Here is a 22,645-nt window from a genome sequence, read left to right on the forward strand (position 1 = left end):
AGAGCAACTTATCGAAATTGATGGCACTATCACTTCAAGAGCAATTGAGGTCGAAGAAGATGGAGTCTTGACGCTCCAAGCAAGCGATCTTTTAGTAAACGACTCAGATATTGATGGTGATGAGCTGACTTTAGTGAGCGTAACTTCTACTGACGACTCACACGGAACTGTCAGTCTAGATGAAAACGGACAGATCCAATTCACGCCTGATGCCAACTACAATGGACAAGCTTCATTCGAATATACCGTGACCGACGGGAATGGCTCTTTTGATACCGCAACCGTTTTTGTCAATGTTACACCAGTCAACGATGGACCTGTCGCCACAGATCTACCATTTACTATTCAAGAAGATGGAACGCTTCTGTTTACCAATGACGATATTTTGTCTGCAACCTCTGATATCGATAATGACGACTTGTCTATAGAGCAAGTGACTTACGATGGCACGTCGGGTGTATTAGACAGCCATGGTGATGGTACGTATACCTTTACGCCTAATGAAAATTTCCATGGGGACCTCGAACTGAGTTATTCCGTCACAGATGGATTAGAGTCAAGCTCGGCAAATATCAACGTGACGGTAGAGTCGGTTAATGATCTCCCGGTCTTTGGTACCGCGTCTTACAACGTCGATGAAGACAATGTATTGATCTTCAATGAAACTCAGTTGCTCTCTAGCGCTTCCGATGTAGAAGGCGATGTGTCTTTGGTCGAGGTCAACTACTCTGGTAATGATGGCATCTTCACCGTCAATAACGATGGAACCTGCAGTTTTGCGCCTAATGAGAATTTCAACGGAACGGTTACGCTTGATATTGTCATCGCCGATGAAGATGGCGCACAGGTCGAAGCTACGTTTGACGTAAATGTTCTTGCGGTTAATGATGCTCCAGTCAGCGGTGACATTGCTTATACGCTGGATGAAGATGGAAACATTACACTGTCACAAAACCAGCTGTTATCACAAGCCAATGATGTTGATGGTGATGACTTAACCGCGACCAATGTAACCGTAGGCGGTAATGCAAGCGTTAGCGAGAATCCAGATGGGTCGTTTACCGTTACGCCTGATGACAACTTTAACGGAGACCTCAACCTTGCCTTTGATGTCTCTGACGGACTGGAAACCATCCAAGCGGCAGGGACTCTAACGGTTAACCCTGTGAACGATTTACCGACCACTTCCGATGTCTCCGCCAACGTTGATGAAGACACCAGTATTACGGTCAATCAAGCTCAGCTTCTTGCGAATGCTGCAGACATTGATGGCGACCAGCTCACCGCTTCAAATCTGTCGGCTGCTAATGCATCGATTCAAGATAATGGTGACGGTACTTTTACCATCACACCTGATGCGAACTTCAATGGCTTAATTGATATTGCTTACGATATTAGCGATGGGTCAACACCGGTGGCTGGGAATCTTGCTCTCACCGTTGACCCAGTCAATGATGCACCGATTATTTCAGCTGATGTGCCCATTACCATTGAAGAAGACGGTTCATACACCGTAACCCAAGCTGAATTGCTTCAATTTGCCACCGACATCGAAAATGATGATATGACCGCCGTCATTGGTGAGCAGGGTGAATCGACCACCGTGTCCGGTACTGTTCTCAACGCCGAAAACGGTCAACCCGTAGTGGGTGCAGAAGTTACGTTAAGTGATGACGTAGGGAATTCAACAACCGCGGTCACCAACGCCCAGGGTCAATATACAGTGACAGGCAATGTATTTGAGCAAGGCAGTGTCACTATTGAGCAAGAGGGTGCTATTACCAATACCTTCCTCGTTCCAGCCGGCGAAACCACTGATAGTGGCGTTATTTCGCTAAGTGAGGTATTGGAAGCTACCGACATGCGAATCGTAGTGACATGGGGTGCAACGCCAAGAGATATGGACAATCACTTGTGGCTTTATGACACCGACACCGGTGCAGAATTAGATCATATCTATTATCGCGATATGAACCATCAACTTGGCGATGGTATGGTTCAGCAGGATGTTGATGACACCAATGGCCACGGACCAGAAACCATTACTATACCTAACTATCAAGATGCCAATATGCATTATTCGGTGCATAACTACAGTAATCGCAGTTGGGATGCGGATGGGGTTGAGAATGTTCAAGTTCAGGTATTTGTCGGAGATACATTAGTTCAAACCTTCGCGCCGGAGTTGCCAGAGAACATCAGTGGTGACCATTGGCATGTGTTCGATATCGTAGATGGCATTGTCGTGCCAAGTCAGGAAGTGGGAAGTCAGAACAACTTCACCTTACCGACCAGTGAAGAAGCGGTGAACGCAGACAACGGAATTGATATTGCGTCGTTGTTTAACGTCGATGAAGGTAGTACTGACAACGGCTCAGATGGTAGTGACAATGTCACAATTAGTGATATTTCCATACCAAATGGTGTGATTACCGACAATGGTGATGGCACATATACCATCACTCCGAATGCGGATTTTAACGGTGAGTTCGAAATTAACTATACCGTTGACGATGGCAATGGTGGTGTATCTCCAGCGCAACTCGACGTGACGGTGACAGCTGTCAATGATGCCGCTGTGATTTACGATCAGAGCTTTAGCATGGATGAAGATGGCACCTTAACCTTTACGGACGCTGAACTGCTGCAGGGTGCGAGTGATATTGAAGGTGATGATTTAACGGTTACCGGTGTCCACTATGAAGGTACCGACGGTGTACTTACGTCACTAGGTAACGGTACTCACACATTCACTCCAAACGAAAATTATAATGGTGCGTTGAATCTTAGCTTTGATGTGTCTGATGGTACCGATACCTCTAGTGCCTCAATCGCTATAGCGGTAGCTGCCATTAATGATGCTCCCGATACGACACAAGTGGATCTCAACGTTGATGAAGACAATACGATTACGATTACACGAGAACAACTTCTTGAAAGTGTAACAGATATCGATAGCACTGAACTGCATATTACCGATGTAAGTTACTCTGGAAATGATGGTGTATTAGTTGAGAATAGTGATGGTAGCTTTAGCTTTACACCATCTAATGATTTCAACGGCGAGATTCCTCTAACATATACAGCATCGGACGGTGAATTAACCGCAACAGAAACGATCTCATTAACTGTCAACGCCGTCGCCGACGACCCTCAGTTGAATGTAACCGATGAACTGGGTGCTGAAATTGGCGTAGATGGGCTCAAAGTTGACCCTGATAATATTGTTGAATTAAATGTTTCAGCTCAAGTGACTGATTTGGATGGGTCTGAATCAGTTACCGTTCAAGCAAGTGGTATTCCTGAAGGCTCAGTGCTCCGCTATGATAGTCAAACCGTTCTCGATGACCAAGATAATGGACTCACAAGTTATGTTGATAGTGAAATTACCGTTACTTTCGAAGGTGAGGGGGCTGGATACTATAATGCAGTCGGATACTATAAGGTTGACCAAAACGGACAGATTAACGACGTTGAAATCGTCTACGAAAATGCGTCTCAGGTAGGAGGAGGAGGAGATTTAGTACCCGGACAGTCCGCATTTAGTTTTGATCTAGAAGAAGGTGAGAGCTTTAATCTATTTGTCGTGCCAAATGGTTTTAATCATAACAACTTCTCTTCGTTCAGCGATGGCCATTACGAGTTTCAAGACGTCAATGGTGGGCTAGCTACTACTGATTCTATTGACCCGCAACTGGTATTTGTTAGCAGCAATGGAGGAGAGACTGTAATCCGAAGTCAGAATGGTGATGCTATCTTCCATGGGGGAACAAGCCCCAATCTAAATCAAGATAACATTAATCATACTCGTACCTATTTCAACAACGAAAATGAGCTAGTCTACGGTATTGAAGACATGTACAACGGAGGGGATCGTGACTTTGACGATTTCCTATTTACCATTGATTTAGGTGAGGTAAATACCAGCATCTATCAAGGTGAGGTAAATATTGACTCTTCCGAACCTATCACACTTCCAACAGTAGCACTACTGGAACCAATTTCGATAGAGTTGCCCGTTGATTACAGTGGTGAGTTTGACCTCAACATTGAAGCGACATCAACAGAACAATCCAATGGAGATACATCGACCACTTCACAAACCATCCATATTGATGCAAGAGAGCATGCACCTGAATCAACCCCAGTCTCTGCGACGATGCAAGAAGATGGAAGCTTATTGGTTTACCAGGAAATGCTATTAGCTAATGCTGTCGATTTAAACAACGATGCGTTGACGGCGTTCGAGCTAGCCACCAACGATGAAAATACCATTATTGCAGACAATAATGACGGTACATTCACTATTACACTGAACGAAGACTTTAATGGTGATCTCGAACTCAGCTATAAGATTACAGACGGAGACTTCGTTACTCCTAACACTCTGAATCTATCCGTTGAAGCTGTGAATGATGCACCGATCTCCGAAAGTGTTGAACTTTCTGGTGTTGAAGACGAGAGTATCGTTATCTCTCAAGAAGACTTACTGGCTTATGCCAGTGATGTTGACGGTGACACGTTGACGGCGAAGGACCTTCAGATAGACGCTTCATTTGGGTCGCTTGTCGATAATCTGGATGGAACATGGACATTCTCTCCGGTGGAGAACTTCAATGGTGATGTTCCATTCACTTTTAAAGTAGACGACGGACAGCTTGATACCGAAGCAAGCGGTCATCTCAATCTCTTAGAGGTCAATGATGCGCCTGATGCACCTGCAATTTCACTATCCACAGATGAAGACCAAATCTTAGTCATCGATCCAGCGTATATTCTTGCGCAAGCGTCAGATGTAGATGGAGATACGCTAACTCTCGATCAATTAAGCGTAAGAGCACCGGAAAATGCAACGTTGCAAGCCCAGCCAGACGGTATGTACCACCTCATAACCAGTCAAGATTTTAATGGATTGATTGAGCTTGACTATGCTGTTTCAGACGATGCTTTAGAGGCTCAAGGTACTGTTAGTATCGACGTAATCCCCGTTAATGATGAACCATTTGCTGTCGGCAACGCATCTTTGATTACCAATGAGGACGGTGCCTTTACATTTGATGCATCAGATCTCGTGGATCTCTTTGATGACATAGATACCGATGAGCTGGTCGTTTCACGGGTCATCGTACCTGATTCCGAAGATGGTGGTGAAATTGCCCAAAATGAAGACGGCACTTGGACATTTAGTCCAACCGCTGATTTTGCAGGCATCTCCGAACTGCAAGTTATTGTCTCTGACGGAGAATTTGAAACATCACTAGATGTGCCCGTATACATTCGTCCCGTAGCTGACGGCGCTGTTATCACAACCGCACATGATGGGCCATTAGTGTTCTCAGAAGATACGACCGGCTACTTAAACCTAGATGTATCGTTAGTTGATAGCTCTGAGTTACTAAGTCAACTCGTGATGACAGGTTATCCCGTAGGATTCCAAATCACCGACGGGACTCATACCGTAGTAATTGAGGAAGCAGGTCAGCAGATCGTCATTACCGATTGGGATATCAATAATCTGCAAATGACGCCACCGCAAGATTTTCACGGCAACTTCTTTGTGACCGTTTCGGCAACAACAGTCGACTATGGTGATGAAACTACAAGTCAGGACGATAGCGTCTTTGCTGGTGATGTTAACGTTATCTCAGGTAATGAGCTCATTATTAGTACTGACGAGCTCATTAACCTAGCTCAAAATGTGGAGGCAGAGCAGGGTGATGCAGTAAGACTCGTTCATTTAGTTGATAATACTCAGGGAGAATTAGTCACCAACTCAGATGGAACTTGGACTTTTATACCAGCACCTGACTTTTATGGGAATGTAGACCTAGCATACATAATTGAAAAAGATGGGATTATCCATGATGAGCAGTTGAGCATCGGCGTTTATGAATCAGGAAGTTCATTACCTAATACTTTAGAAATTGATGGTATTGGTCAGGCAGACGTTAACCCAAGTGAAACGCTCTATTTTTCAGATAGTGATATGTTAGCAACGATCAGCTCTGATGATCATCAAGATCTTAGTATCGAATCAGTTTCTTTACTTGGTGGTGAAGGTATTATTGAATCAGACGGGCAGGGTGGCTATCAATTCACTCCGGCTGAAGGTTATAGTGGCCCCGCTCAGATTGGTTTCGTCGCTAGTGATGGTGACAATAGCGTGCAAAGCCACTTCAATGTAGGTGTAGAAGAAAGCTCGGCTGATAGCGGCCTACTAGTTCAATCCGCTGATTCTTCTATCGAAATCTCAGAGTCACACATACTTCAAAATTTAGGTTTGACTGATGAATCCGACGTTACCGCTTTAGCCTATACGGGTGATAGCGGCGCGTTGATTTCAACTGGTGAAGATAGTTGGACGTTTTGGCCAGATGATACGTTCGATGGTGATATCAGTCTAGCAACTACAATCACTACTAACGGAGATGAACAAAACATACCTTTGAATCTGAGCGTTGAAGCAATGGAAGCCTCAGAGCAGCAAACAACAGTTTTAGAGACCGTTGTGCCAGATAATACTGAAACAGATGACAGCTTTGATGTGACCGTCGCACCAGGTGATGTTATCAATCTGGAAACACCAGAAGCGGCGTCTTCATCTAATGAAGTTGACCACATTGTGGTTACTGGACTTCCAAATGATGCTGAAGTAACAGGAGGCCTAGACAATGGTGATGGCAGTTACACAATATCAGGAGATCTCACACAGCCATTGACCGTTTCGTTCAGTGATGCATTTGAAGGACAAGTAGATGTCAATTATCAAGGTGTAGATGAACTTGATGCACCGATTGAAGGAGCAAGTGAGACATTACAGATCGATGTCAGTGAACAATACGCACTGCAATCAACACAAAGCGGGCAGACAGTTTCTACTGAACAACAACAAGGAACAGACTGGACGCAAAGTGACAACACCCAGGTTAATGTTGACTTCACAGACGACTCGGGCAGCTTTGACACTGATGACAATACAGGTGGCGGCGCTCAACAAGACCTTGATGACAATTTAATGTAGTGAAACAAACATGAGCAACTACAACTTGAGAACGAGTCTATAAGCGTAATTATCGTAATAAACACATAATCGTAATCGTCAGATTAAGTTTATGTGTTTATTAGGTATTTTATGGTAAATATCGATTATGGTTAAATCTGGGCTAAAACAAGGTTAGTAGAGCGGTTCAAGGTAAGGATTTTAAGCTCATGCATATCTTATTTAACATAATATACATAATGCGCACTAAGGTATGGTTTTTTAACATTTGGTGATAATGGCAATCTTGCCCGTTTTAATATTAAGAATTTCAATCAGTTAAAGCCTTTGGCTTGTTCTGGCACACGTTTCACGTTGATACGTTTAGTTCTGCTTTGGAAATTGATGATTATACAAAATGCACCGCACCGCTTCGGCTATCGACGGTAACTATCAATAAAAACAAAGCAATAGAAATTAACGTTTGTTGTATCAGGATTTTTGTGAGGCTTATCACCATGATATTAGAGTCATTTGCCATTTTGTACTGGCAAGAATTTGAAACCATTCGCGCTGGCGCTGAGTTTTTTCACGTCAACAAAGTCACCATTTCACGCTGGCTTAACGGCACTGTTCCTATCAATCCCATGGCCGAAAAACTGCTATTAATTAAAGCCCTTGGCTATCTGCCTAATGATATGCGCTGGTATGGGTTTCGAATTGATGAAAAACGCGCGGTGTTTATCACACCTTCTGGCCGTGAATTTAGCCCTAAAGAGCTGGAAAGCTTTGTGCATTGGCGTGATGAATACACTCAATTGGTCGAACTGCATGGCCACATTGAATACCCTAAGGTCTATCCGGCCAAAGAGAATTTGCTGCCTTTTCGTGGTGGCCGCCGTATGACGGCAGCCCCTTGGATACCAACAAAGTTCAAATAAAAAAAAGGCTGCACCTACTAAATGCAGCCATTTTCATTACATCATATTTCATTCGTGGTCAGTATCAGTTTTCCCTAAGGCATACGACTTCTTATCCACTTCAAAGGCTTTAACTAGCTCTTGCTTAACCAGCTGTTGAACCAATTCGTCGTCGCTGGGTTTTGTAATTTGCACCCCTAGTACACCCAACGTTATCAAGGAATACACAACTAGTATCCAAAATCTAAAATCGGTTCGATACTCTGTCGTCCTGCCATCGTTAAATAGTGTCAACGTACCAATAAACAACACCAAAATTAACCCAACTGATATCAATGTCAACACACTATTAATGCCACTTGACGAAAAAGAAGCCGTGGCAGCGGTAATAATAAGAGCAATGACGGCGCTAAAAAGCCCCAACTGTTCAATGCTTTTTTTATTTTGCTTGTCATTCTCTTCGGCTATCACTTGTGTAACTGCTGACTTAATTGATTCAGCCTTATCCTCCGTGTACTTTCTGTCTTTCAGTCTATCCCTGTAAACAAATACAAGGTTATGAAAATGTGGGTCATCGTTGAATGGTTTGAAATTTTGCATTTCAATGAGTTCTTCTTCTGCCTCATCGAATCTACTATCAAGAATAGCTTCTTGCACATAAGCCAATCGTTTACCAAAGTAGCTGGTGATTGAGCTCGGTGGCGTTTTAACTCCCCAACATTCGAAGCACTGTTCGTACTTACTTTTACACTCCTGAAACCTATTGGGGTACTTAGCTAAAACGTGCCCCAAACAATGGATAAATTCGATGTTGTATGGATAGCGCTCTAGATGATCTTTTACAGCTTTTTCTAGTGGTTTGTAATCATCTAGAGTTCGACACGTGCCCCATTTCAGCTCTACCTCCAAATAATGGAGTGGTTCTAATTCGCTCAATACTGTGGTTTTATCTATGCGCGAGCGAAGCTCACCTAGTAAAGCCCCGATGTGCCGCGACTTTGCTACTTGGTCGAACATATACCACCATGGCCGAGTTTCTGTAATCGGCCATGTTGCAGTGTCATAGTGTCCAATTTCAATAAATGCGTCTAAAAAACTGGTAAAGCTAATGAGTAAATTATCTACAGACTCATCGTCCTTTAGTTGAATTACTTGGTTCAACTTTTCGTTTATGTTTTGATGCACTTCGAGTCTAACAGGCTGACCTATTGCCATGGGGCCTCCCTTTAATCTGCAGAATTCTCTTCAATCATTGGATTAGAAATGTTGCTAGGTAGCTCTTCGGTTCGAGCCTGAGTCTTCCACGTAATTGAAGCTATTTCTCGAATCCGGTCAACGAATGGTTTTGCGTCAGTTCCAAATTTGCCAATTGCAACTCCTGCATCTCCCACTAAACCCCAGAACTTATCCAAATCTGCCACACGCTTATGTAATTCACTCTGTAGTTTCTCTAGTCTCTTAAGAAGCCTTGCTCTGTGCTGCTCTTCGAAGCCCTCGTAACCAGTAATCTGTTCGCGCAATTCGTTTAGTATCTCTTGGATTCGTTTGACATCACCGTCAGTAAATTCATAAGCAAATGTTGAACCTAAAGCAGATTCGTAACGACTTTTCAGTTCATCTAATGTATTCGACCTATTGTGGTTAGAACACGCTACGGAGATTGAATTTAAGTAGTTATTCAATTTTTTATTATTTTCCCACGTATCAGACTCTGCTTTAGGTAGAGGATCAATTGTAACGTTATGAGAGGAAAGCAATGTATGTAGAAAAACAGCCCCTTCCCAAAGGATAAACTCTTCATCTTCTGGGTGAGCTTTCTTAGCCTGTTCAGAAATAATATCTATTGCTTCTAAACTCGCTCTGATTGGAGACTCATTTGCAAATTCAATAAAATCGCTTTTAAACAACATAGCTTGTTAGCTTCCTTTTATATACAAGATGGTTATATGCGAAATATATCATATGTATGAACACAAGCTTATGTAAGATAATAGTTTTTAAATATGTCATCAGTGACAATGTGATGAAAACCGCAGAACATGCAAAAAGCCGAGCTCCCTGATAGAGCTCGGCTTATTCCTACGATAGCAAGCGTAAGGCATCTTAGGAGTATTGAGTGTATCAAAAATGGTGAGCCTAAATAGTTAAGGTTTATTGTCTCTTGAAGTTACATGCGCCCTTTCCTACTGACTTTACATGCGTCACCAGTGACGGCGTGAAGAAGCTCGCAGAATCGCTTGCTTTATTGATGCTTTGTTTCGAGTGCTTTAATGCGTTCTGCGTGGTCTTTGAGAATATCTCGCATCCACTTGATATCAACCTTAAGAGCAATGACGGTTGCCATGGCTGACGCACCGCCAGTCAGCGCCGATAACACAAGCGCTTCTACTATGCCCATTATTGACCTTTGAACTCATTGCGAAGCGTTTCCCACAACCCAATTACCGCAGGAACAGCCGCACCAATGATGCCACCCGCTTGCACACCATCAGGTGTCACAGTTGCGGTAAGAAGCTCGGGACGACCTGCAAGTAAGGCCGCAGCGCTGCCCAACAACACTAAGCCTTTCTTTGTTGATGGTTGTGATAAATCAATACCTAGAAATTTCATATAACACCCCTACTTTTTCGATAATTTGTAATACAGCCATGCGCTTAACAATGTTGTGAACACGGCAATGACGGCTTGTAATGCGACATCTTTCTGGTTCATGCGATAGCTACTCCTTCGGCAGCATCTTGCATGCTGTAATAACGGCCAACTTCCATAATCGACATGGCATGAACTAAACGAGTCATCAACGCATCGTCATACAGGTTCAGTGTGTCGTTTGGTGCAACACCGATATTGCTTGCGACAAATTGCGTGTAATTGGCAGTATCATTTTCATGGGACGGAGCCCAACGACGAATAATGCCCGACAGCGTGTTAAGCCCATATAGATTCTGATAATTGCGAATCAATCGAGTAGCCGCACGAAAGCCATACTTAGGATTGCTAAAGGTTTCAAATGCCTTATCTTGTGACGGCGTAACCTTACCAACCCAAGCATTGTTACTAATGCGAATGTTTAGCGGGTTATTGTTGCGAATCCCGCGATTAAGCTGTGATTTCAAGACCTTTTGCCCCTGATACATGATGAAAACAATGATAATAAAAGCGAACCAGCGAAACATGACGCCCCCTGATTAGATGGAGGTGGATGACACGCCTAGCCCGACTAAAGTCACCTCACCGACTTGAAACTGTGCATGTTCCAACACATCGCGATTACTCACGCTTTGAGTCATTTGATAAGTCGGGTCAGCGCGAACCACCACACGAGCAATCACTTTCTCTTTGTCATGGACATTAAGCTTATCGACGGACAACACGACGGTTTCATTTGCCGTGATACGCTGCCCTTGCTCAGACATAGCGCCGTGCATGGTGGTGCTGTTTAAGCCAATGCCTATAGGCGTATTAAGACCGTCAAGAATCGGTTCACCGCGCTCATTGACTAGCAGAATGGTGTAAGCAAGCTCACCCGTAAAACCGGATAACATGGCGCTCAGTGACACGCTAAAACACAGCGTGACTAACGGCTCATCGTGTTCAAGCTCTGGCGTAATGAACGGTTTTAAATCCAAATCATTACTCCACCCATTGGCGAAGGTTGGGGCAAACGGCTTTAGGACAAATCCATCCAAATCATCATTCCACCCCGTATCTTCGGACGGGAAGAAGTTCGTTTTGATAATCGGTAGCGTGCTGCCGCCACCTAAACCTGCCATTTGCTCATAAAGAAATTCAATTTTGTTTCGACTGCTACCCGTTGGTAACGGTGCTAAACCTGACATGATTAATACTCCAATACTTGCGCTTTATCGGGCGCTGAACCTGTTAACGTAAACGCCGCCGCGCTTTCTATGGTGAGCTTTTCCCCTGCCACCAACTCAAAGCCGTTAAGACTCACAAGACCTGTGTTGCTTGAAGGGGCTTTGATGATGACGCCTTTACGATTGGCATTAGCGGGAATGTCTAATGGCAGTTCCCCACTGTGCGCCGTGAGTGTGCTTCCCGCTTGAACTCGGATTGCCTGACCCGCTTCAATGCGCACTTTGGGTAAGCTCGTCACCCCGATGTTTTGATTAGCCGCCAGTTGAACGGCGGGTAAAGCGCTGACTTCGATGCTTTGCCCGTTGTCGATTTTCATCTTTGGCATGGAACTCACGTCAACACTTTGCCCGCTTTCAATCTCTACTTTGGGTAGCTCGCTGACCTTCATACTTTGACCAGGCAACAATTCCACTTGAGGCATGGTTTGAATATCGAGCTTTTGCCCTTCAATCGGTGGCGTGAAATCCCCACTACCATGCTCAATAGACAAAGCGCCTTGACCGCTTAATAGGATGCGTCCCAAGGGTTTGCCATAGCGAAGCACTGAACCACTGGGCAAGGTGAACTCTTCACCCGTTGAATCAATACGTACCGACAACTTGCCGTGATAGGACTCAATAAAAAGCCAGCTCGACTCCACGGTTAACGGCATCACTTGCCCTTGAATCAGGTTGAAGTTCATTTGTTCACCGCCTTAAACAGTACAAAGCCAAGTACGAGCACAATGATTGCCATGAGAATCAATTGCTGTTTGTTCAATGCGCTTTGTCCGTTATCTTGTTTGAACTTGGCAAGCTCCGTCAGCTTGTCTAAATTCTTCGTGTTTTGGGCTGCTTGATTACCCGCAAGCCCCGCTATCATTTGAAGGTTTTCACTGCTGCTAGAGCTGAATTTATCCAGCGCACCAGAGGCAAACTTCATACTGTTTTCTGTGTTTTGGTCTACCAGATTGAGCGATTCACTCATTGCGCCTTTGGCAAACTCATACGATTCATCAAGCGCATCACCCGCAAAATCAAACGACTTGCCTACGCTCCCGTGGTCGGTCACGGTGGCATTAATCGTTGAGCCTTCAATACCACTTAACGCAACCCCAAGGTTGTCGCCGCTAATGGCATTTTGACTACTGGTATTCTTCGTACTGGTGCTATTGCGTGAACTGGAACTGCCGCCCATGCGCTACACCTCCCATCGTAATAATTGGTGGTCGCCTTGCTTTATGGTGGAGACATTGCCTAGCCGTTTGAGAAGTCGAGCCACCAAAGGAAAATAGGTTTTTGTGGTAATCGCTTTCAGACCGCTATTTTTAACGTAGGTCGCCAGTTCACGAGTGGCTTGCACCGCGCCCGTTCCCTCCACTGCCCACACAAAATAGTCATCACCGACCACCTCACCCGCGACAGCAAGGTGATAGTCATCGCCTTGTATCTGGTAGATGCTCACAAGGTCATCATTGATAGCTTGTTGCATCAGTGCGAAGTCGTCAGGGCAAGCGCGAAAAGCATCACGCAAACGCGCTTGCACACTTTCGTTTTGCGTTACCACTTGAATCATTTGAGTACCTTTAAGGCAACGACGACGGTAATAGCGATAGCAACGATAAGCCAAGGACTCACGCCGCCACCCATATTGATGCCGCCAATGGATTGCCCTGATTGGTTGCTACTCTTTGCCGAAGATGGTCCAGCGCTACCGCCCTTAAGACCACCACCGCCCGTTAAACTGGTCATTGCTCCAAACATATCACCCCATTTTCAGCCATAGAATCAGCGCGAGAATCACCACAATGAGCCACGCTGATTTATTAATTTCCTTGGCGGTCACAAACCCAAGGGTCAGACCCGCCAAGCCTAGATAGACAATCGGCATTACTTGCCCCCTTTGAGCGCGAACGCCAAGCCGCCTACAACCAAAATCAGCAACACCGCGATAATGGCGATGGTTTGCCACTGGACACCGTGCCCCGTGTTCACGGGTTGACCGTTAGCTTGCTGATAGTCGTTATTGTTGGCGCGGTTTTCGTCTGGACTGGCAGATTTAGCGCGGTCTAGCTCGTTACCCATCTTGATACCGAGCCAGTCACCACTAAAGTCACCCACCACATCGACAGCGCCACCAATGAGTTCACCCGCACCCTCAAGGATGCCGTCAAACCAACCGCCAGAGCTGGCGGTGGTTTTCGGTTCGTCAGGGAAGGACATTGCTTACCCCCTTAGTTCGCTTTGATAACACCCACTTGCTCAATGGCTTCAATCAGCACTGGCACACTGCCCGTTTGAGACTTATCAAGCTCGAATTGAAGCTGTTTAGCAGCATTGGTAGGTAAACGACCTTCCACACCAAAACCAGTACGAACAAAATCTAGGCTGAACCAACCCGCGTTTTGCTCTAAACCAGAGATAGCAAGGTCAAAAGCGTTATCGGCTTTGTTGACGTTGATTTCTTCCACGCTATCACGAAGGACGCGAACGCGGTCAATAGACGAGTCTTTGAAGTGAATTCGCTTCAATGACAACAGTGGTGAACGCTCAGAAAAATCAAACGGAGTACGACCTGATGCACTGGCGAACCAAGACAGTGAATAGATGCGAGGCAAATAAACACGCTGTGATTGCGCTTGTGTGGTGTGAGAGCGAGCGCGGATACTTGGCGCAGCCGTACCACCCGCTTTAGAGGCTAACTGGATATACACAAACCAGATTTCACCTTGCAGGGTAACGAGCTCACCAGTACGAACACCGCCTTTAGTGCGAAGCGTTAAATCCGCAAATGGAATGACATAGCGACCCGCCGCAGTAAACTGCTTACGGTGCTCTTGAAGATCTACCAAATCTTGACCTGTCAGGTTGTACACTTCCTTGCCGTTTAGCGTGATACGCACACGCTCAATATCGGCAGGGTCAGTAATACTCGTGACCAGTTCAATGGATTGGTACGTTGGACCACTCACCAAGCGCAGACTTGCTTGGTTGCCCCAATTCACACCCTCAACAGGGTCTAAATCAAGTGGACGCGGGTTAAATGGTGTGTTGAGTAGTTCCATAGCTTAAAACCACCCTGAATCACCGTTAACTTGCTGTTTAAGCGGCTTAAGCGCGCTCACGTTGTTGATGATTGCCAATGCAACAAGAACCGCAAATACGGTCATCAACATAGTTTTGTGTTTTGCTTGCATGGTTTCCCCTGTTTCGCAACGTTAGAAATAAATGTGCAAGCTCAAGCTATAAGGGAATGGGGAAAGAAAAAAGGATGAAAAACCTATAGGTTACACACTAACCTATAGGTTTAAAGAGGCTTAGATTATGGTTGATTTAGTGAATCACTCTCACTAACCAAATTTAGGTGCTCGATTAAGTTTTCCATACTTCGCTCAAATGTTTCAGTATCAATGTCATTATTCTTAGCGTTAAGTATTTGGAGGCCGCTAGGTCCAACTTGTTTTTCTCCTGAAGGTTTACAAGCTTTACCATAAGCAATAAGAAGGTCTTGTAGTACTGCAAGCTTCGGTGAGTTTATGGTGCTATCGAAGATAAGCAATTCTATCAATGTAGAGAATTTGCCAACCAGAGCACGAACAAGCGCTTTCGAGTTTTCAAAATTGTCACCTTGATCTTTATAGTTTGGTATTTTTACGTCACCTACTTCTCCCGTCAGTTTCGATATTGTTTTCAAACCATTGAGCGTTTTTTGGTAAGCCTTTTTTTCATTTTCACCGGACACTTCATTATAGTAAGTAAGAATTAGAGAGATGTTGTTGGCAACGCTCTTACAAAGGTGTTTTAGGGTTTCTCTAGGTGCATAATAGTTTGCTTCCCCCATACAATTTGGAAATATCGCATGATGCGCGAGTCGTACATCAACACCAGAACACTTTATATTCGATTTAAGTTTTACAACGTACTTGTCGAACTCCTCTAAGTGCTTAAAATAATTCATAAATCTATTTTGTTCCGAGCCTAATTCGATTTGACGACTAGCGAGTTGAATTTGGCGATTAGAGATATCGATTTGCTGTTTGGTTTGGCCAGAACGATGATTGAGGCCAATTAGACCAATAACCGCTAGATAAGCCGCTCCAACTTTGGCAGGGAATTCATAAAGACGTAGAAATGTAACCCACCCATCTATACCAAAATTAAAGCTGACCCCCATTTTTATATAGTACTCGTGAGTGATTGCCAGAACTGGAAGTATGAAAGCCGCTCCAAAGACAATTGATGCCCAGCGAAACTCCTTCGTTTCTGTGATTTTTTTATTATCTTGTAACATGTAGCCTCCTGATATATTTTTCATTATATCAGGAGGTTGCTAGCAAATGTTATCGGTATTTTCTGGTGACTTTTTTACCAGTTGAACAGTTTAAAGCAGCTTTCTCAATGTTACCGATACCGTCTCGAATCACTATATATTCAGCAATAGGTTTACCAATACGAACTTTGTTAACCTTGGCTGATTTGAGCGTGGTGATTTCATCAATCCTCACACTTTTTCGCTCCGCTACCCACTTTGCATCGTTCACTGAGTTTACCGAGCCCACCCACCACACACTTGATTGGTCGGTAATGGTTTTCGGGACTTCTTGACCACGTTGAAACACGGTATGAATCACTAAACCATATTGACGGCCACCGCGAAGCAGCTCGCCCGTTTTACCTTTGAGTTTCGCTGAGGTTTCCGCGCAACTGGCTAACTCTTCAATCACAATATAGAGCTTATGTGCAAGGCCATTCCCTAGCGCCCATGCCACCGCAGAGAAGAATTCCAGTTCATTCATGCAAGCACCTTGCTTAGGAACGTAAGCTACTTTAAAGGGTTTGCCACTCTTACGAGCGTTCACCGCAGCGCGGATAAACTCAGACCGAACCGAGTAGCCATGGCATAGCTGGCCGTGAAACTTCGCCCCTGCGTAGTTGCGGTACGGGTCAAAGAATAAGGCTTGCGCCCCTTTTGGCACTAAGCCTAAGTATTTAACGGCTGAGGTTTTGCCGCCACCCGTGCCCGCTAGGTAAAGCGTATGCTCGGCATCCAGTGACGGATTTGAGTTAGTGGGATTTGGAAAGCGCGGTAGCGGTTGTGCTTTCATTCGGCTTGCCCTCCACTGATTTCAATCGTTTCACTTGAGTAACCGACACGGCCAATAAGGTCATTAAGGTGATAATGAGCGTAGCTTCTTCAACGTAACCACCAAATAACGCGCCCTTATCTTGTTTCGCCAGTACTGGATACGCTGCTTCAACTACCGCATCTTTGCAACTTGGCTCAAACTGAAAAGGTACGCCAGCAATCGCAGCCGTCATTTGCTCTAGACCCGCAAACAAAGCATTAAGCAGCATCGCACTTGATACTTTTTCCCCTTCAATTTGCTCGGGTGTTTTGGTTTCGTATGAGTCATCAGAAGTTTGACCAGGCAACGAAGATTCACCCTCAAGCGGCTGTGATAGCGCGTCCTTTTCTGCTTGTTCTATAGCTTGTGTTTGCTTAAGCGAGTCTGACCATGCATCAATATCAATCGAATCAAAGCTTGCGGCACTTTCAACATTACTCATGTGCGTTAGCCTCCTGTTGCTCCGCTTTGGTCTTAAGCGCTACATGCAGACCAATAATGATGAGTAACACCACCACAAAACCAATGGCGAGTTTCATTCCTAGCTTTGTCGGTACAGGTTTCGGCGCGATTGCTTTTGGTGCTTCAGGCACAACGGCTTCGTCATTGGCCGCAACGCGTAACGGGCTTAAATCATCGTTAGCAGCGCTGATTAATGGCGCTTCAATAGCGCTTATCGCGTTATCATCAATAACGGCTTGAGCCTTATCAGTACGGGTTTCGAGCGTTTCCGATGTGCTTACCGTTTCGGGCTCATCCTCGCTCATATGGTCGGTAATGTATTGGTTAACGCTTTTCGACATTTGACTGTTACCGCAGTTCGGGCAACGGTAATACAGCAAGCCAAGATTGCGCGGGTTTTTAGGCGGTTCACCTTCAGCTAAGAGTTTTCCTTCACCAATCATATGAACCGTTGCGGTTTCACTGCATACAGGACAAGTGACATAACCGCGCACAGGGTTAGGCACTTTGCTCATCGCTCATGACCTCCGCGTTTTCGATTTCATCGACGAGTGAGGCTTTTTCTTCCATCACAAACGCTCGGCACTTATCACGAGCGATACGATTAAGCATGGTAAGCCGTTCAACTTGCTCGAATAACTTAGGGTCTAAACCTAATGCCGCGAACGGGTCACCACCACCGAGCAATAAACGCGGTAAAGTGGACGCGATTTTACTCAAGTCCATATCTTTAATTTTCGTAATAGCCTCAGTGACCTGTTTTTCTAGGTTTTCAGCAAGGTCGAGTGCTTTTAAATCGCTGTTACACGCAGCTTCGTTGCGTTTCATAATGTGTTACCCCTGTTTCTCAACGTTGGTGTGGTTTAGTTAGTGTGTTTAAGCGCCCTTTTCCAAACGCTCTAAACGTTCATCTAGATTCTTGAGTGTGACTAATAGCATTCGAAAGAATGCCAACGGCTTTTTGAGTGCGTTTCCGTTTTTCACTTCACTCTGCATTTCCGAAATGATTTTGTTGTCCATTGTTTCCCCCTAGCCATGGCGTTAAATAAACTCATGCGTCATAGCGCATGAACTGACAAAACTCTAAGCGTTCGGCCATTGCCTCACTGCGTACATAATCCAAGTCATAATCAATAAACTCATGTTGGAGCAACGCTCGCCAGTAACAGCGCTTATCAAGGTAAGCCTGATACGCATCGCTGTATTTATCTTTGGCGTAGTCTCTTAGCTCATTGATTCCGTCAATGTCTTTGCTTTGCATAAACCAACCGCGAGCGCCAGCCGCCCACACTAAGAAACTATCAAGACGCGTAGCCGCATCGTCACCACTGAACGTGAGAGCAAAGTGTTGGCGCGAACTGGCAAACAAACCGCGCTCTTTGATTTTGGTTTTAGCTTCGCGGATTTCTAGCGACAACTTATCAATAAGACGCTTAAGTTTGATTTGCTTAACGGCCTGCTGGTTATTCTTGGCAATATCAAGGCCGCGTATCGCTTGCTGTTTAGCCTGTTGCTTTCTTCGTATCATTCGCTCGATGGGTTTTCGCCATTGTTCTAACTTGTAGCCACACTCTTTGATAATGGCGTGCATGTTATCGGTATCGAATGACGCTAAGACTTCCCAATTTGGCGCACGCGAAGCGCGAGCAATGTTGTAGCGGTTACCGCGTATGAGCCCTTGATTGGCGTTACCACCTTTAGCCGCGTAACCCACCGCTTTGATAATGTATGAGCTGGCCGCTTCGGAATACTTGATTCGCTGTAGGTTCGCCATGCCATGACCCCATAAACTTTCTATGCGTTTTGCCCACGTATCAAACGCCCAGCGAGGCACAGACCAATTAAGCAATACATGCACATGGGGATTAGGTTCACCGTCTTCGTTAGCGGGACATTCAGCCACCCAAATGTAATGAAATGGCGTGTCATGCCCTTCAATTTCACGGCACTCGGTGAATTCATCAATGTGACCCTGTAACGAATTAGTACTTTCACTTTCAACAACCACATCAAAGCCGCGCTGATACAGTTTCTTAGCACCACTCAAAAAGCGTGACACTTCACTACCAATCGTAATCTCGCCCGTAAAAAGTTGCGCTCGCAGCTCTGGCGAAAACGTTAAGGTCAAAAACGTAGTAAACCCACCATGCACCGCCGCCACATACGCCCCCGACTCAAAGATTTTTTTGACCGCTCTTGGCGTAAGATTGTCGGTATAGCGCTCGCCGTCATTGGCGTTCGGTGCTTCACTCGGTGCAGGTTTATACACGGTTTGCACCTTGTATTCGTTTGACCAATCTCTTTGCATCAAATACACACGAGATTGACCGTTATCATGCAGCCCTGACACGTCGAATAACTGGCCGCTTTGCGTCACATGGTCTTGCTCACCGACTTCCACTACTGAGCGCGTGCGTCGAGTATGGTTCGCCAGCACGCCATTTAAGCGGTCAATCCGGTGTTTACCTGTTGTCCGACTTTTGCGCCCTTTGACGAGCCTAGTACTTTCGGCTTGCGCCGCCGCTTCGCGCCCGATTTCTCGAAGGTGTTTAGTGCGAGCCACGTGAGCCTGTTCGAAATTCTTAAGCTTTCGTTGTTCGTCGTGTAGCCATTCGTTATCAACCGAACCAAAAAAACCGCTATTAAGAGCGGCGATATTGTTTCTTGTTTTGTCAGCGCCCTGAACCACGGACGCTGCAAAGATAATGTCTTTGTCAGTAATCATAAGCGCTCAAGGGAAACGTACTTCCCGCTTTGGGTGTCGCGAAGCGTGTTAAACGTCAAATGACGAAACTCACAACACGCGTCAGCTAACATTTTGAACTCGGATTCTCTGGAATCTGGCACCCAAAGCGTCACCTTGACTAAGCCTTGAGCGCGTTTCCTTGCCTCATAGCGTTTGTTGCGACTCATACAAACACCTTTGCACCCGATACGACACGTTTTGCCGCTTCGCTTTGGCAATCATCACAACCACACAATTGACCACCACAAGTGCAAAACTCATCTTCGTTGTGGCGCTCATACGTATAGTGCATGACCTTTAAGCAGTCTTGGCAAAGTACAAACGCTTTCATTGAAGAATCCGCGCCCATTTTGGGCGCTTCATCTTGCTTGCGGATTTGTTCGATACCACCTTGAATCCAATCAAACGAAAATACGATGTGATTATCGGTTTGTGCGTAGTCCGTGATGTACTTAATGCGGACAATGACAAATCGGTCTCCGTCTGACATACGGACTCGGTCACCAACTCGGTAGCTTCGGTCGTTTTTCCTAATTTCAAAGTTCTTTTTGCCATCAATAACAGCATTCAAATACTCTGGCTTAATCTTTACGTTGTGTAGCTTTGGTGTTTGCAGTGTCGTACTCATGCTTCGCCCCCTTCAACGTCGTGACCGAGTGCTTTAACTTCATCACGGCTACACGCTTGATGGAAACGAGAAGGAATAGTGGTTTTTCGCTTTTTGGGGAAAGATGGTGCGAACTTAGCTTTAAGCTTTGCGACCATGTCGAGAGAGTTTTTGGTTAGATTTGGGTCTGGATTCACACACCCTGCCATATCAGGACAAGGCAAATGAATGGGGTCAGTAATTAGTCTTTCCATGGTCTAGCCTCCGCAAGCCGTTTCACATCAATTCGTAAATTACAATAATCTAGGCTTTTTGAACGTTCAAGCTGCCAAAACTAGTGACCGATGCATTATGTTCGCCTAAAATTTAACAACTAGCGGATTGGGAAATAGGTCAACATGAACTACACAAATGCACTTTTGGATAGAGTCAAAGCTAAGTATGGCCTAACCTCAGACTACCAATTAGCCAAGAAAATCGACGTTAGCCGTGGCGGAGTCAGCAATTACAGAGCAGGAAGAAGTGTTCTTGATTGGGATGTAGCTTTTAAAATTGCCGACCTTCTTGAAGAAGATGACCAAAATGTTGTGTACGGTTTAATCGAAGATAAATATAAAAACCCTCGCCTTATCAGTGCGTTACACTCTGGTGCACCATCCTAATAAAGATTTACCGCTTTATACATAATGCGCACTAAGATATAGGATTAGGTAGGAATATGCTGAGACTTCTTCCCGTGGGAAACTTATGTATCTTGGCACTCACATCCTTTTGATTTATGGTTAGTTAACCCTTATACCGAAAATTAATTTAACTCGTCTAAATGTCTTGGCAGTTTCTATGTTGTGAGATGCCTGCTTCCACATCCATACGCATTATGCAGCGTTCAGCAAATGACGGTTCTTATAGCCGTAAATCTTGTAGAAAGTTTGGATGCTGTATGACTGCGCCACCTTGAATACCAAAAACGTTTAAATAGTAAAAAGCCCGTTATTTCTTTGTTTAAGTTGCTAGATCGCAATATCTATCTCACGAGAACCATTAAGTCGAGTTTCATTGTTAGTGCTCCTAGCCATTCGTGCCCCCTGATATAGGCGTTAATTAAACAACGTGCGTAGTTATCTGAGTCATTTTCGTTCTTTGGTGCAAAACACTAAATCATTTCATGAACGGCGTTGAGTTTTACATAAGTACTTTGATAGCTTCGAAGCATCTTAGCGCCTGTTGGAAAGCCTTATTTATTAAGCGAAAAGGTTTCGACGCGAGATAAACACCGCACCTTGCCGGTTGTTTCCCACACGAATGTTCAAGGGATTGTTATTGCGTGTTCTGCATACTAATCATTGTGGTATCAAAGGTTCGTGTTAGTATCAACCACAGAAAAATCATTACGCCAATACTGAGAAAATCGGTAATCTATTGATATGGAATTGGGAAAAGATAGAACCCAAACTAAAGTTTATCTTGTACTTACCAAGGAGGTATATATGAACTGGCTAGAACTGCTTATAGCATTCGTCTATCTACTAACAGCGATCGTTAACGCCATTTTTAACTAACTGAATACGGTCTCCTAGCGACTGCAACACAAAGAGGATCGAATCAAGTACAATATTTATACATTAATAGTCAATAGGTGCTTTACATTTAATTTAAATCATTAGTACTAGATATATACGATACCATTATTAATCTAGTTTATATTCACACCACGAAAATTGATAGAAATTAGTAATAGTAAAGGAAGATTGTAAATACACATTTATACTTCACACCACTTCCAGTTAACTGCTGCCCACAGGTTTACAAACAAAGGAAAGAACAAGTTATTGACTGTATCAATCTTGATATTAATAGCAATAATAAAAAACGAAAAAATAATATATAACACTACCATTATAAATAGAATATGATTATGAATTTAGATATTTATAAACTTTTATTGTGT

Annotated in this window: 27 protein-coding genes and 1 pseudogene; 4 read left to right on the top strand and 24 right to left on the bottom strand. The window is 44.5% G+C overall.

Going from position 1 to position 22,645, the window contains the following annotated elements:
* Nucleotides 1–37 precede the first annotated feature (37 nt).
* From JKJ11_RS26160 to JKJ11_RS08525, 3 genes and pseudogenes are all read left to right on the top strand, one after another.
* Nucleotides 38–3,142: pseudogene (locus tag JKJ11_RS26160) on the top strand (tandem-95 repeat protein); the annotation flags it as partial.
* A gap of 1,017 nt (nucleotides 3,143–4,159) precedes the next feature.
* Complete coding sequence (locus tag JKJ11_RS26165; RefSeq protein WP_503060921.1) at nucleotides 4,160–7,021, top strand: tandem-95 repeat protein; 2,862 nt, start codon at nucleotides 4,160–4,162, stop codon at nucleotides 7,019–7,021.
* Between the two features lie 476 nt (nucleotides 7,022–7,497).
* Nucleotides 7,498–7,920: a phage protein gene (locus JKJ11_RS08525; RefSeq protein ID WP_252037990.1), complete on the top strand. Its 423-nt coding sequence runs from the start codon at nucleotides 7,498–7,500 to the stop codon at nucleotides 7,918–7,920.
* A 48-nt stretch (nucleotides 7,921–7,968) separates the two neighbouring features.
* Here the strand turns inward: JKJ11_RS08525 and JKJ11_RS08530 are convergent, their stop codons facing one another.
* The 24 genes from JKJ11_RS08530 to JKJ11_RS08635 all read right to left on the bottom strand — a co-directional run bounded on the left by JKJ11_RS08530 (nucleotide 7,969) and on the right by JKJ11_RS08635 (nucleotide 20,951).
* Nucleotides 7,969–9,114, bottom strand: coding sequence for a hypothetical protein (locus JKJ11_RS08530; RefSeq protein WP_252037991.1), 1,146 nt, complete (start codon nucleotides 9,112–9,114; stop codon nucleotides 7,969–7,971).
* Nucleotides 9,115–9,125: 11 nt separating this feature from the next.
* The gene (locus JKJ11_RS08535; RefSeq protein WP_252037992.1) at nucleotides 9,126–9,809 is read right to left on the bottom strand and encodes a hypothetical protein; all 684 of its coding nucleotides are present in this window, start codon (nucleotides 9,807–9,809) and stop codon (nucleotides 9,126–9,128) included.
* Between the two features lie 332 nt (nucleotides 9,810–10,141).
* Nucleotides 10,142–10,297 (bottom strand): hypothetical protein, encoded by a 156-nt coding sequence (locus JKJ11_RS08540; RefSeq protein WP_252037993.1) that lies wholly within the window; start codon nucleotides 10,295–10,297, stop codon nucleotides 10,142–10,144.
* Complete coding sequence (locus JKJ11_RS08545) at nucleotides 10,297–10,509, bottom strand: hypothetical protein (protein ID WP_252037994.1); 213 nt, start codon at nucleotides 10,507–10,509, stop codon at nucleotides 10,297–10,299. The genes JKJ11_RS08540 and JKJ11_RS08545 overlap by 1 nt, the downstream gene beginning before the upstream one ends.
* Before the next feature lie 98 nt (nucleotides 10,510–10,607).
* Complete coding sequence (locus JKJ11_RS08550) at nucleotides 10,608–11,075, bottom strand: structural protein (protein WP_252037995.1); 468 nt, start codon at nucleotides 11,073–11,075, stop codon at nucleotides 10,608–10,610.
* Nucleotides 11,076–11,087: 12 nt separating this feature from the next.
* Complete coding sequence (locus tag JKJ11_RS08555) at nucleotides 11,088–11,738, bottom strand: hypothetical protein (RefSeq protein ID WP_252037996.1); 651 nt, start codon at nucleotides 11,736–11,738, stop codon at nucleotides 11,088–11,090.
* Nucleotides 11,739–11,740: 2 nt separating this feature from the next.
* Nucleotides 11,741–12,460, bottom strand: coding sequence for a hypothetical protein (locus JKJ11_RS08560; RefSeq protein ID WP_252037997.1), 720 nt, complete (start codon nucleotides 12,458–12,460; stop codon nucleotides 11,741–11,743).
* A complete protein-coding gene (locus JKJ11_RS08565) occupies nucleotides 12,457–12,954 on the bottom strand; it encodes a chemotaxis protein (protein WP_252037998.1) in 498 nt (165 codons plus the stop codon). Before JKJ11_RS08565 ends, JKJ11_RS08560 begins: the two co-directional genes overlap by 4 nt.
* Before the next feature lie 3 nt (nucleotides 12,955–12,957).
* Nucleotides 12,958–13,332 (bottom strand): DNAase, encoded by a 375-nt coding sequence (locus JKJ11_RS08570; protein WP_252037999.1) that lies wholly within the window; start codon nucleotides 13,330–13,332, stop codon nucleotides 12,958–12,960.
* Entirely contained in the window at nucleotides 13,329–13,520 is a 192-nt protein-coding gene (locus JKJ11_RS08575; RefSeq protein ID WP_063605846.1) for a hypothetical protein, read from the bottom strand. Before JKJ11_RS08575 ends, JKJ11_RS08570 begins: the two co-directional genes overlap by 4 nt.
* A gap of 1 nt (nucleotide 13,521) precedes the next feature.
* A complete protein-coding gene (locus tag JKJ11_RS26030) occupies nucleotides 13,522–13,647 on the bottom strand; it encodes a hypothetical protein (protein ID WP_256200733.1) in 126 nt (41 codons plus the stop codon).
* Nucleotides 13,647–13,979 (bottom strand): hypothetical protein, encoded by a 333-nt coding sequence (locus tag JKJ11_RS08580; protein ID WP_252038000.1) that lies wholly within the window; start codon nucleotides 13,977–13,979, stop codon nucleotides 13,647–13,649. Before JKJ11_RS08580 ends, JKJ11_RS26030 begins: the two co-directional genes overlap by 1 nt.
* 11 nt (nucleotides 13,980–13,990) lie before the next feature.
* Nucleotides 13,991–14,821 carry a major capsid protein P2 gene (locus tag JKJ11_RS08585; RefSeq protein ID WP_252038001.1) on the bottom strand — a complete coding sequence of 277 codons (831 nt, stop codon included), beginning with the start codon at nucleotides 14,819–14,821 and terminating at the stop codon, nucleotides 13,991–13,993.
* A gap of 3 nt (nucleotides 14,822–14,824) precedes the next feature.
* On the bottom strand, nucleotides 14,825–14,953 hold the full coding sequence (locus tag JKJ11_RS26035) for a hypothetical protein (protein ID WP_286036697.1): 129 nt from the start codon (nucleotides 14,951–14,953) through the stop codon (nucleotides 14,825–14,827).
* Between the two features lie 125 nt (nucleotides 14,954–15,078).
* Nucleotides 15,079–16,047 (bottom strand): hypothetical protein, encoded by a 969-nt coding sequence (locus tag JKJ11_RS08590; RefSeq protein ID WP_252038002.1) that lies wholly within the window; start codon nucleotides 16,045–16,047, stop codon nucleotides 15,079–15,081.
* 49 nt (nucleotides 16,048–16,096) lie between these two features.
* Nucleotides 16,097–16,861, bottom strand: a complete 765-nt coding sequence (locus JKJ11_RS08595; RefSeq protein ID WP_252038003.1) for a hypothetical protein — start codon at nucleotides 16,859–16,861, stop codon at nucleotides 16,097–16,099.
* Nucleotides 16,821–17,324: a hypothetical protein gene (locus JKJ11_RS08600; protein WP_252038004.1), complete on the bottom strand. Its 504-nt coding sequence runs from the start codon at nucleotides 17,322–17,324 to the stop codon at nucleotides 16,821–16,823. Before JKJ11_RS08600 ends, JKJ11_RS08595 begins: the two co-directional genes overlap by 41 nt.
* A complete protein-coding gene (locus tag JKJ11_RS08605) occupies nucleotides 17,317–17,859 on the bottom strand; it encodes a hypothetical protein (RefSeq protein ID WP_252038005.1) in 543 nt (180 codons plus the stop codon). Before JKJ11_RS08605 ends, JKJ11_RS08600 begins: the two co-directional genes overlap by 8 nt.
* A complete protein-coding gene (locus JKJ11_RS08610; protein ID WP_252038006.1) occupies nucleotides 17,843–18,172 on the bottom strand; it encodes a hypothetical protein in 330 nt (109 codons plus the stop codon). The genes JKJ11_RS08605 and JKJ11_RS08610 overlap by 17 nt, the downstream gene beginning before the upstream one ends.
* Nucleotides 18,173–18,220: 48 nt before the next feature.
* Entirely contained in the window at nucleotides 18,221–18,364 is a 144-nt protein-coding gene (locus JKJ11_RS08615) for a hypothetical protein (RefSeq protein WP_161493958.1), read from the bottom strand.
* Nucleotides 18,365–18,395: 31 nt separating this feature from the next.
* Nucleotides 18,396–20,069 carry a rolling circle replication-associated protein gene (locus JKJ11_RS08620; protein ID WP_252038007.1) on the bottom strand — a complete coding sequence of 558 codons (1,674 nt, stop codon included), beginning with the start codon at nucleotides 20,067–20,069 and terminating at the stop codon, nucleotides 18,396–18,398.
* Complete coding sequence (locus tag JKJ11_RS08625; protein ID WP_063606386.1) at nucleotides 20,066–20,257, bottom strand: antitoxin MazE-like protein; 192 nt, start codon at nucleotides 20,255–20,257, stop codon at nucleotides 20,066–20,068. The genes JKJ11_RS08620 and JKJ11_RS08625 overlap by 4 nt, the downstream gene beginning before the upstream one ends.
* Nucleotides 20,254–20,718: a DUF3850 domain-containing protein gene (locus JKJ11_RS08630; RefSeq protein ID WP_252038008.1), complete on the bottom strand. Its 465-nt coding sequence runs from the start codon at nucleotides 20,716–20,718 to the stop codon at nucleotides 20,254–20,256. Before JKJ11_RS08630 ends, JKJ11_RS08625 begins: the two co-directional genes overlap by 4 nt.
* On the bottom strand, nucleotides 20,715–20,951 hold the full coding sequence (locus tag JKJ11_RS08635; RefSeq protein ID WP_252038009.1) for a hypothetical protein: 237 nt from the start codon (nucleotides 20,949–20,951) through the stop codon (nucleotides 20,715–20,717). The genes JKJ11_RS08630 and JKJ11_RS08635 overlap by 4 nt, the downstream gene beginning before the upstream one ends.
* Before the next feature lie 144 nt (nucleotides 20,952–21,095).
* Between JKJ11_RS08635 and JKJ11_RS08640 the strand changes: the two genes are divergently transcribed.
* Nucleotides 21,096–21,359 carry a helix-turn-helix domain-containing protein gene (locus JKJ11_RS08640; protein WP_252038010.1) on the top strand — a complete coding sequence of 88 codons (264 nt, stop codon included), beginning with the start codon at nucleotides 21,096–21,098 and terminating at the stop codon, nucleotides 21,357–21,359.
* Nucleotides 21,360–22,645: the final 1,286 nt, after the last annotated feature.

The sequence above is a fragment of the Vibrio sp. SCSIO 43133 genome, assembly GCF_023716845.1.
Lineage (GTDB): Bacteria > Pseudomonadota > Gammaproteobacteria > Enterobacterales > Vibrionaceae > Vibrio > Vibrio mediterranei.

What these genes read in the sequence shown, in the direction of transcription:
- JKJ11_RS26165 (WP_503060921.1), top strand. Translation starts at nt 4,160, where the DNA reads ATGCAAGAAGATGGAAGCTTATTGGTTTACCAGGAAATGCTATTAGCT.
- JKJ11_RS08525 (WP_252037990.1), top strand. Translation starts at nt 7,498, where the DNA reads ATGATATTAGAGTCATTTGCCATTTTGTACTGGCAAGAATTTGAAACC.
- JKJ11_RS08530 (WP_252037991.1), bottom strand. Translation starts at nt 9,114, where the DNA reads ATGGCAATAGGTCAGCCTGTTAGACTCGAAGTGCATCAAAACATAAAC.
- JKJ11_RS08535 (WP_252037992.1), bottom strand. Translation starts at nt 9,809, where the DNA reads ATGTTGTTTAAAAGCGATTTTATTGAATTTGCAAATGAGTCTCCAATC.
- JKJ11_RS08540 (WP_252037993.1), bottom strand. Translation starts at nt 10,297, where the DNA reads ATGGGCATAGTAGAAGCGCTTGTGTTATCGGCGCTGACTGGCGGTGCG.
- JKJ11_RS08545 (WP_252037994.1), bottom strand. Translation starts at nt 10,509, where the DNA reads ATGAAATTTCTAGGTATTGATTTATCACAACCATCAACAAAGAAAGGC.
- JKJ11_RS08550 (WP_252037995.1), bottom strand. Translation starts at nt 11,075, where the DNA reads ATGTTTCGCTGGTTCGCTTTTATTATCATTGTTTTCATCATGTATCAG.
- JKJ11_RS08555 (WP_252037996.1), bottom strand. Translation starts at nt 11,738, where the DNA reads ATGTCAGGTTTAGCACCGTTACCAACGGGTAGCAGTCGAAACAAAATT.
- JKJ11_RS08560 (WP_252037997.1), bottom strand. Translation starts at nt 12,460, where the DNA reads ATGAACTTCAACCTGATTCAAGGGCAAGTGATGCCGTTAACCGTGGAG.
- JKJ11_RS08565 (WP_252037998.1), bottom strand. Translation starts at nt 12,954, where the DNA reads ATGGGCGGCAGTTCCAGTTCACGCAATAGCACCAGTACGAAGAATACC.
- JKJ11_RS08570 (WP_252037999.1), bottom strand. Translation starts at nt 13,332, where the DNA reads ATGATTCAAGTGGTAACGCAAAACGAAAGTGTGCAAGCGCGTTTGCGT.
- JKJ11_RS08575 (WP_063605846.1), bottom strand. Translation starts at nt 13,520, where the DNA reads ATGTTTGGAGCAATGACCAGTTTAACGGGCGGTGGTGGTCTTAAGGGC.
- JKJ11_RS26030 (WP_256200733.1), bottom strand. Translation starts at nt 13,647, where the DNA reads ATGCCGATTGTCTATCTAGGCTTGGCGGGTCTGACCCTTGGGTTTGTG.
- JKJ11_RS08580 (WP_252038000.1), bottom strand. Translation starts at nt 13,979, where the DNA reads ATGTCCTTCCCTGACGAACCGAAAACCACCGCCAGCTCTGGCGGTTGG.
- JKJ11_RS08585 (WP_252038001.1), bottom strand. Translation starts at nt 14,821, where the DNA reads ATGGAACTACTCAACACACCATTTAACCCGCGTCCACTTGATTTAGAC.
- JKJ11_RS26035 (WP_286036697.1), bottom strand. Translation starts at nt 14,953, where the DNA reads ATGCAAGCAAAACACAAAACTATGTTGATGACCGTATTTGCGGTTCTT.
- JKJ11_RS08590 (WP_252038002.1), bottom strand. Translation starts at nt 16,047, where the DNA reads ATGTTACAAGATAATAAAAAAATCACAGAAACGAAGGAGTTTCGCTGG.
- JKJ11_RS08595 (WP_252038003.1), bottom strand. Translation starts at nt 16,861, where the DNA reads ATGAAAGCACAACCGCTACCGCGCTTTCCAAATCCCACTAACTCAAAT.
- JKJ11_RS08600 (WP_252038004.1), bottom strand. Translation starts at nt 17,324, where the DNA reads ATGAGTAATGTTGAAAGTGCCGCAAGCTTTGATTCGATTGATATTGAT.
- JKJ11_RS08605 (WP_252038005.1), bottom strand. Translation starts at nt 17,859, where the DNA reads ATGAGCAAAGTGCCTAACCCTGTGCGCGGTTATGTCACTTGTCCTGTA.
- JKJ11_RS08610 (WP_252038006.1), bottom strand. Translation starts at nt 18,172, where the DNA reads ATGAAACGCAACGAAGCTGCGTGTAACAGCGATTTAAAAGCACTCGAC.
- JKJ11_RS08615 (WP_161493958.1), bottom strand. Translation starts at nt 18,364, where the DNA reads ATGGACAACAAAATCATTTCGGAAATGCAGAGTGAAGTGAAAAACGGA.
- JKJ11_RS08620 (WP_252038007.1), bottom strand. Translation starts at nt 20,069, where the DNA reads ATGATTACTGACAAAGACATTATCTTTGCAGCGTCCGTGGTTCAGGGC.
- JKJ11_RS08625 (WP_063606386.1), bottom strand. Translation starts at nt 20,257, where the DNA reads ATGAGTCGCAACAAACGCTATGAGGCAAGGAAACGCGCTCAAGGCTTA.
- JKJ11_RS08630 (WP_252038008.1), bottom strand. Translation starts at nt 20,718, where the DNA reads ATGAGTACGACACTGCAAACACCAAAGCTACACAACGTAAAGATTAAG.
- JKJ11_RS08635 (WP_252038009.1), bottom strand. Translation starts at nt 20,951, where the DNA reads ATGGAAAGACTAATTACTGACCCCATTCATTTGCCTTGTCCTGATATG.
- JKJ11_RS08640 (WP_252038010.1), top strand. Translation starts at nt 21,096, where the DNA reads ATGAACTACACAAATGCACTTTTGGATAGAGTCAAAGCTAAGTATGGC.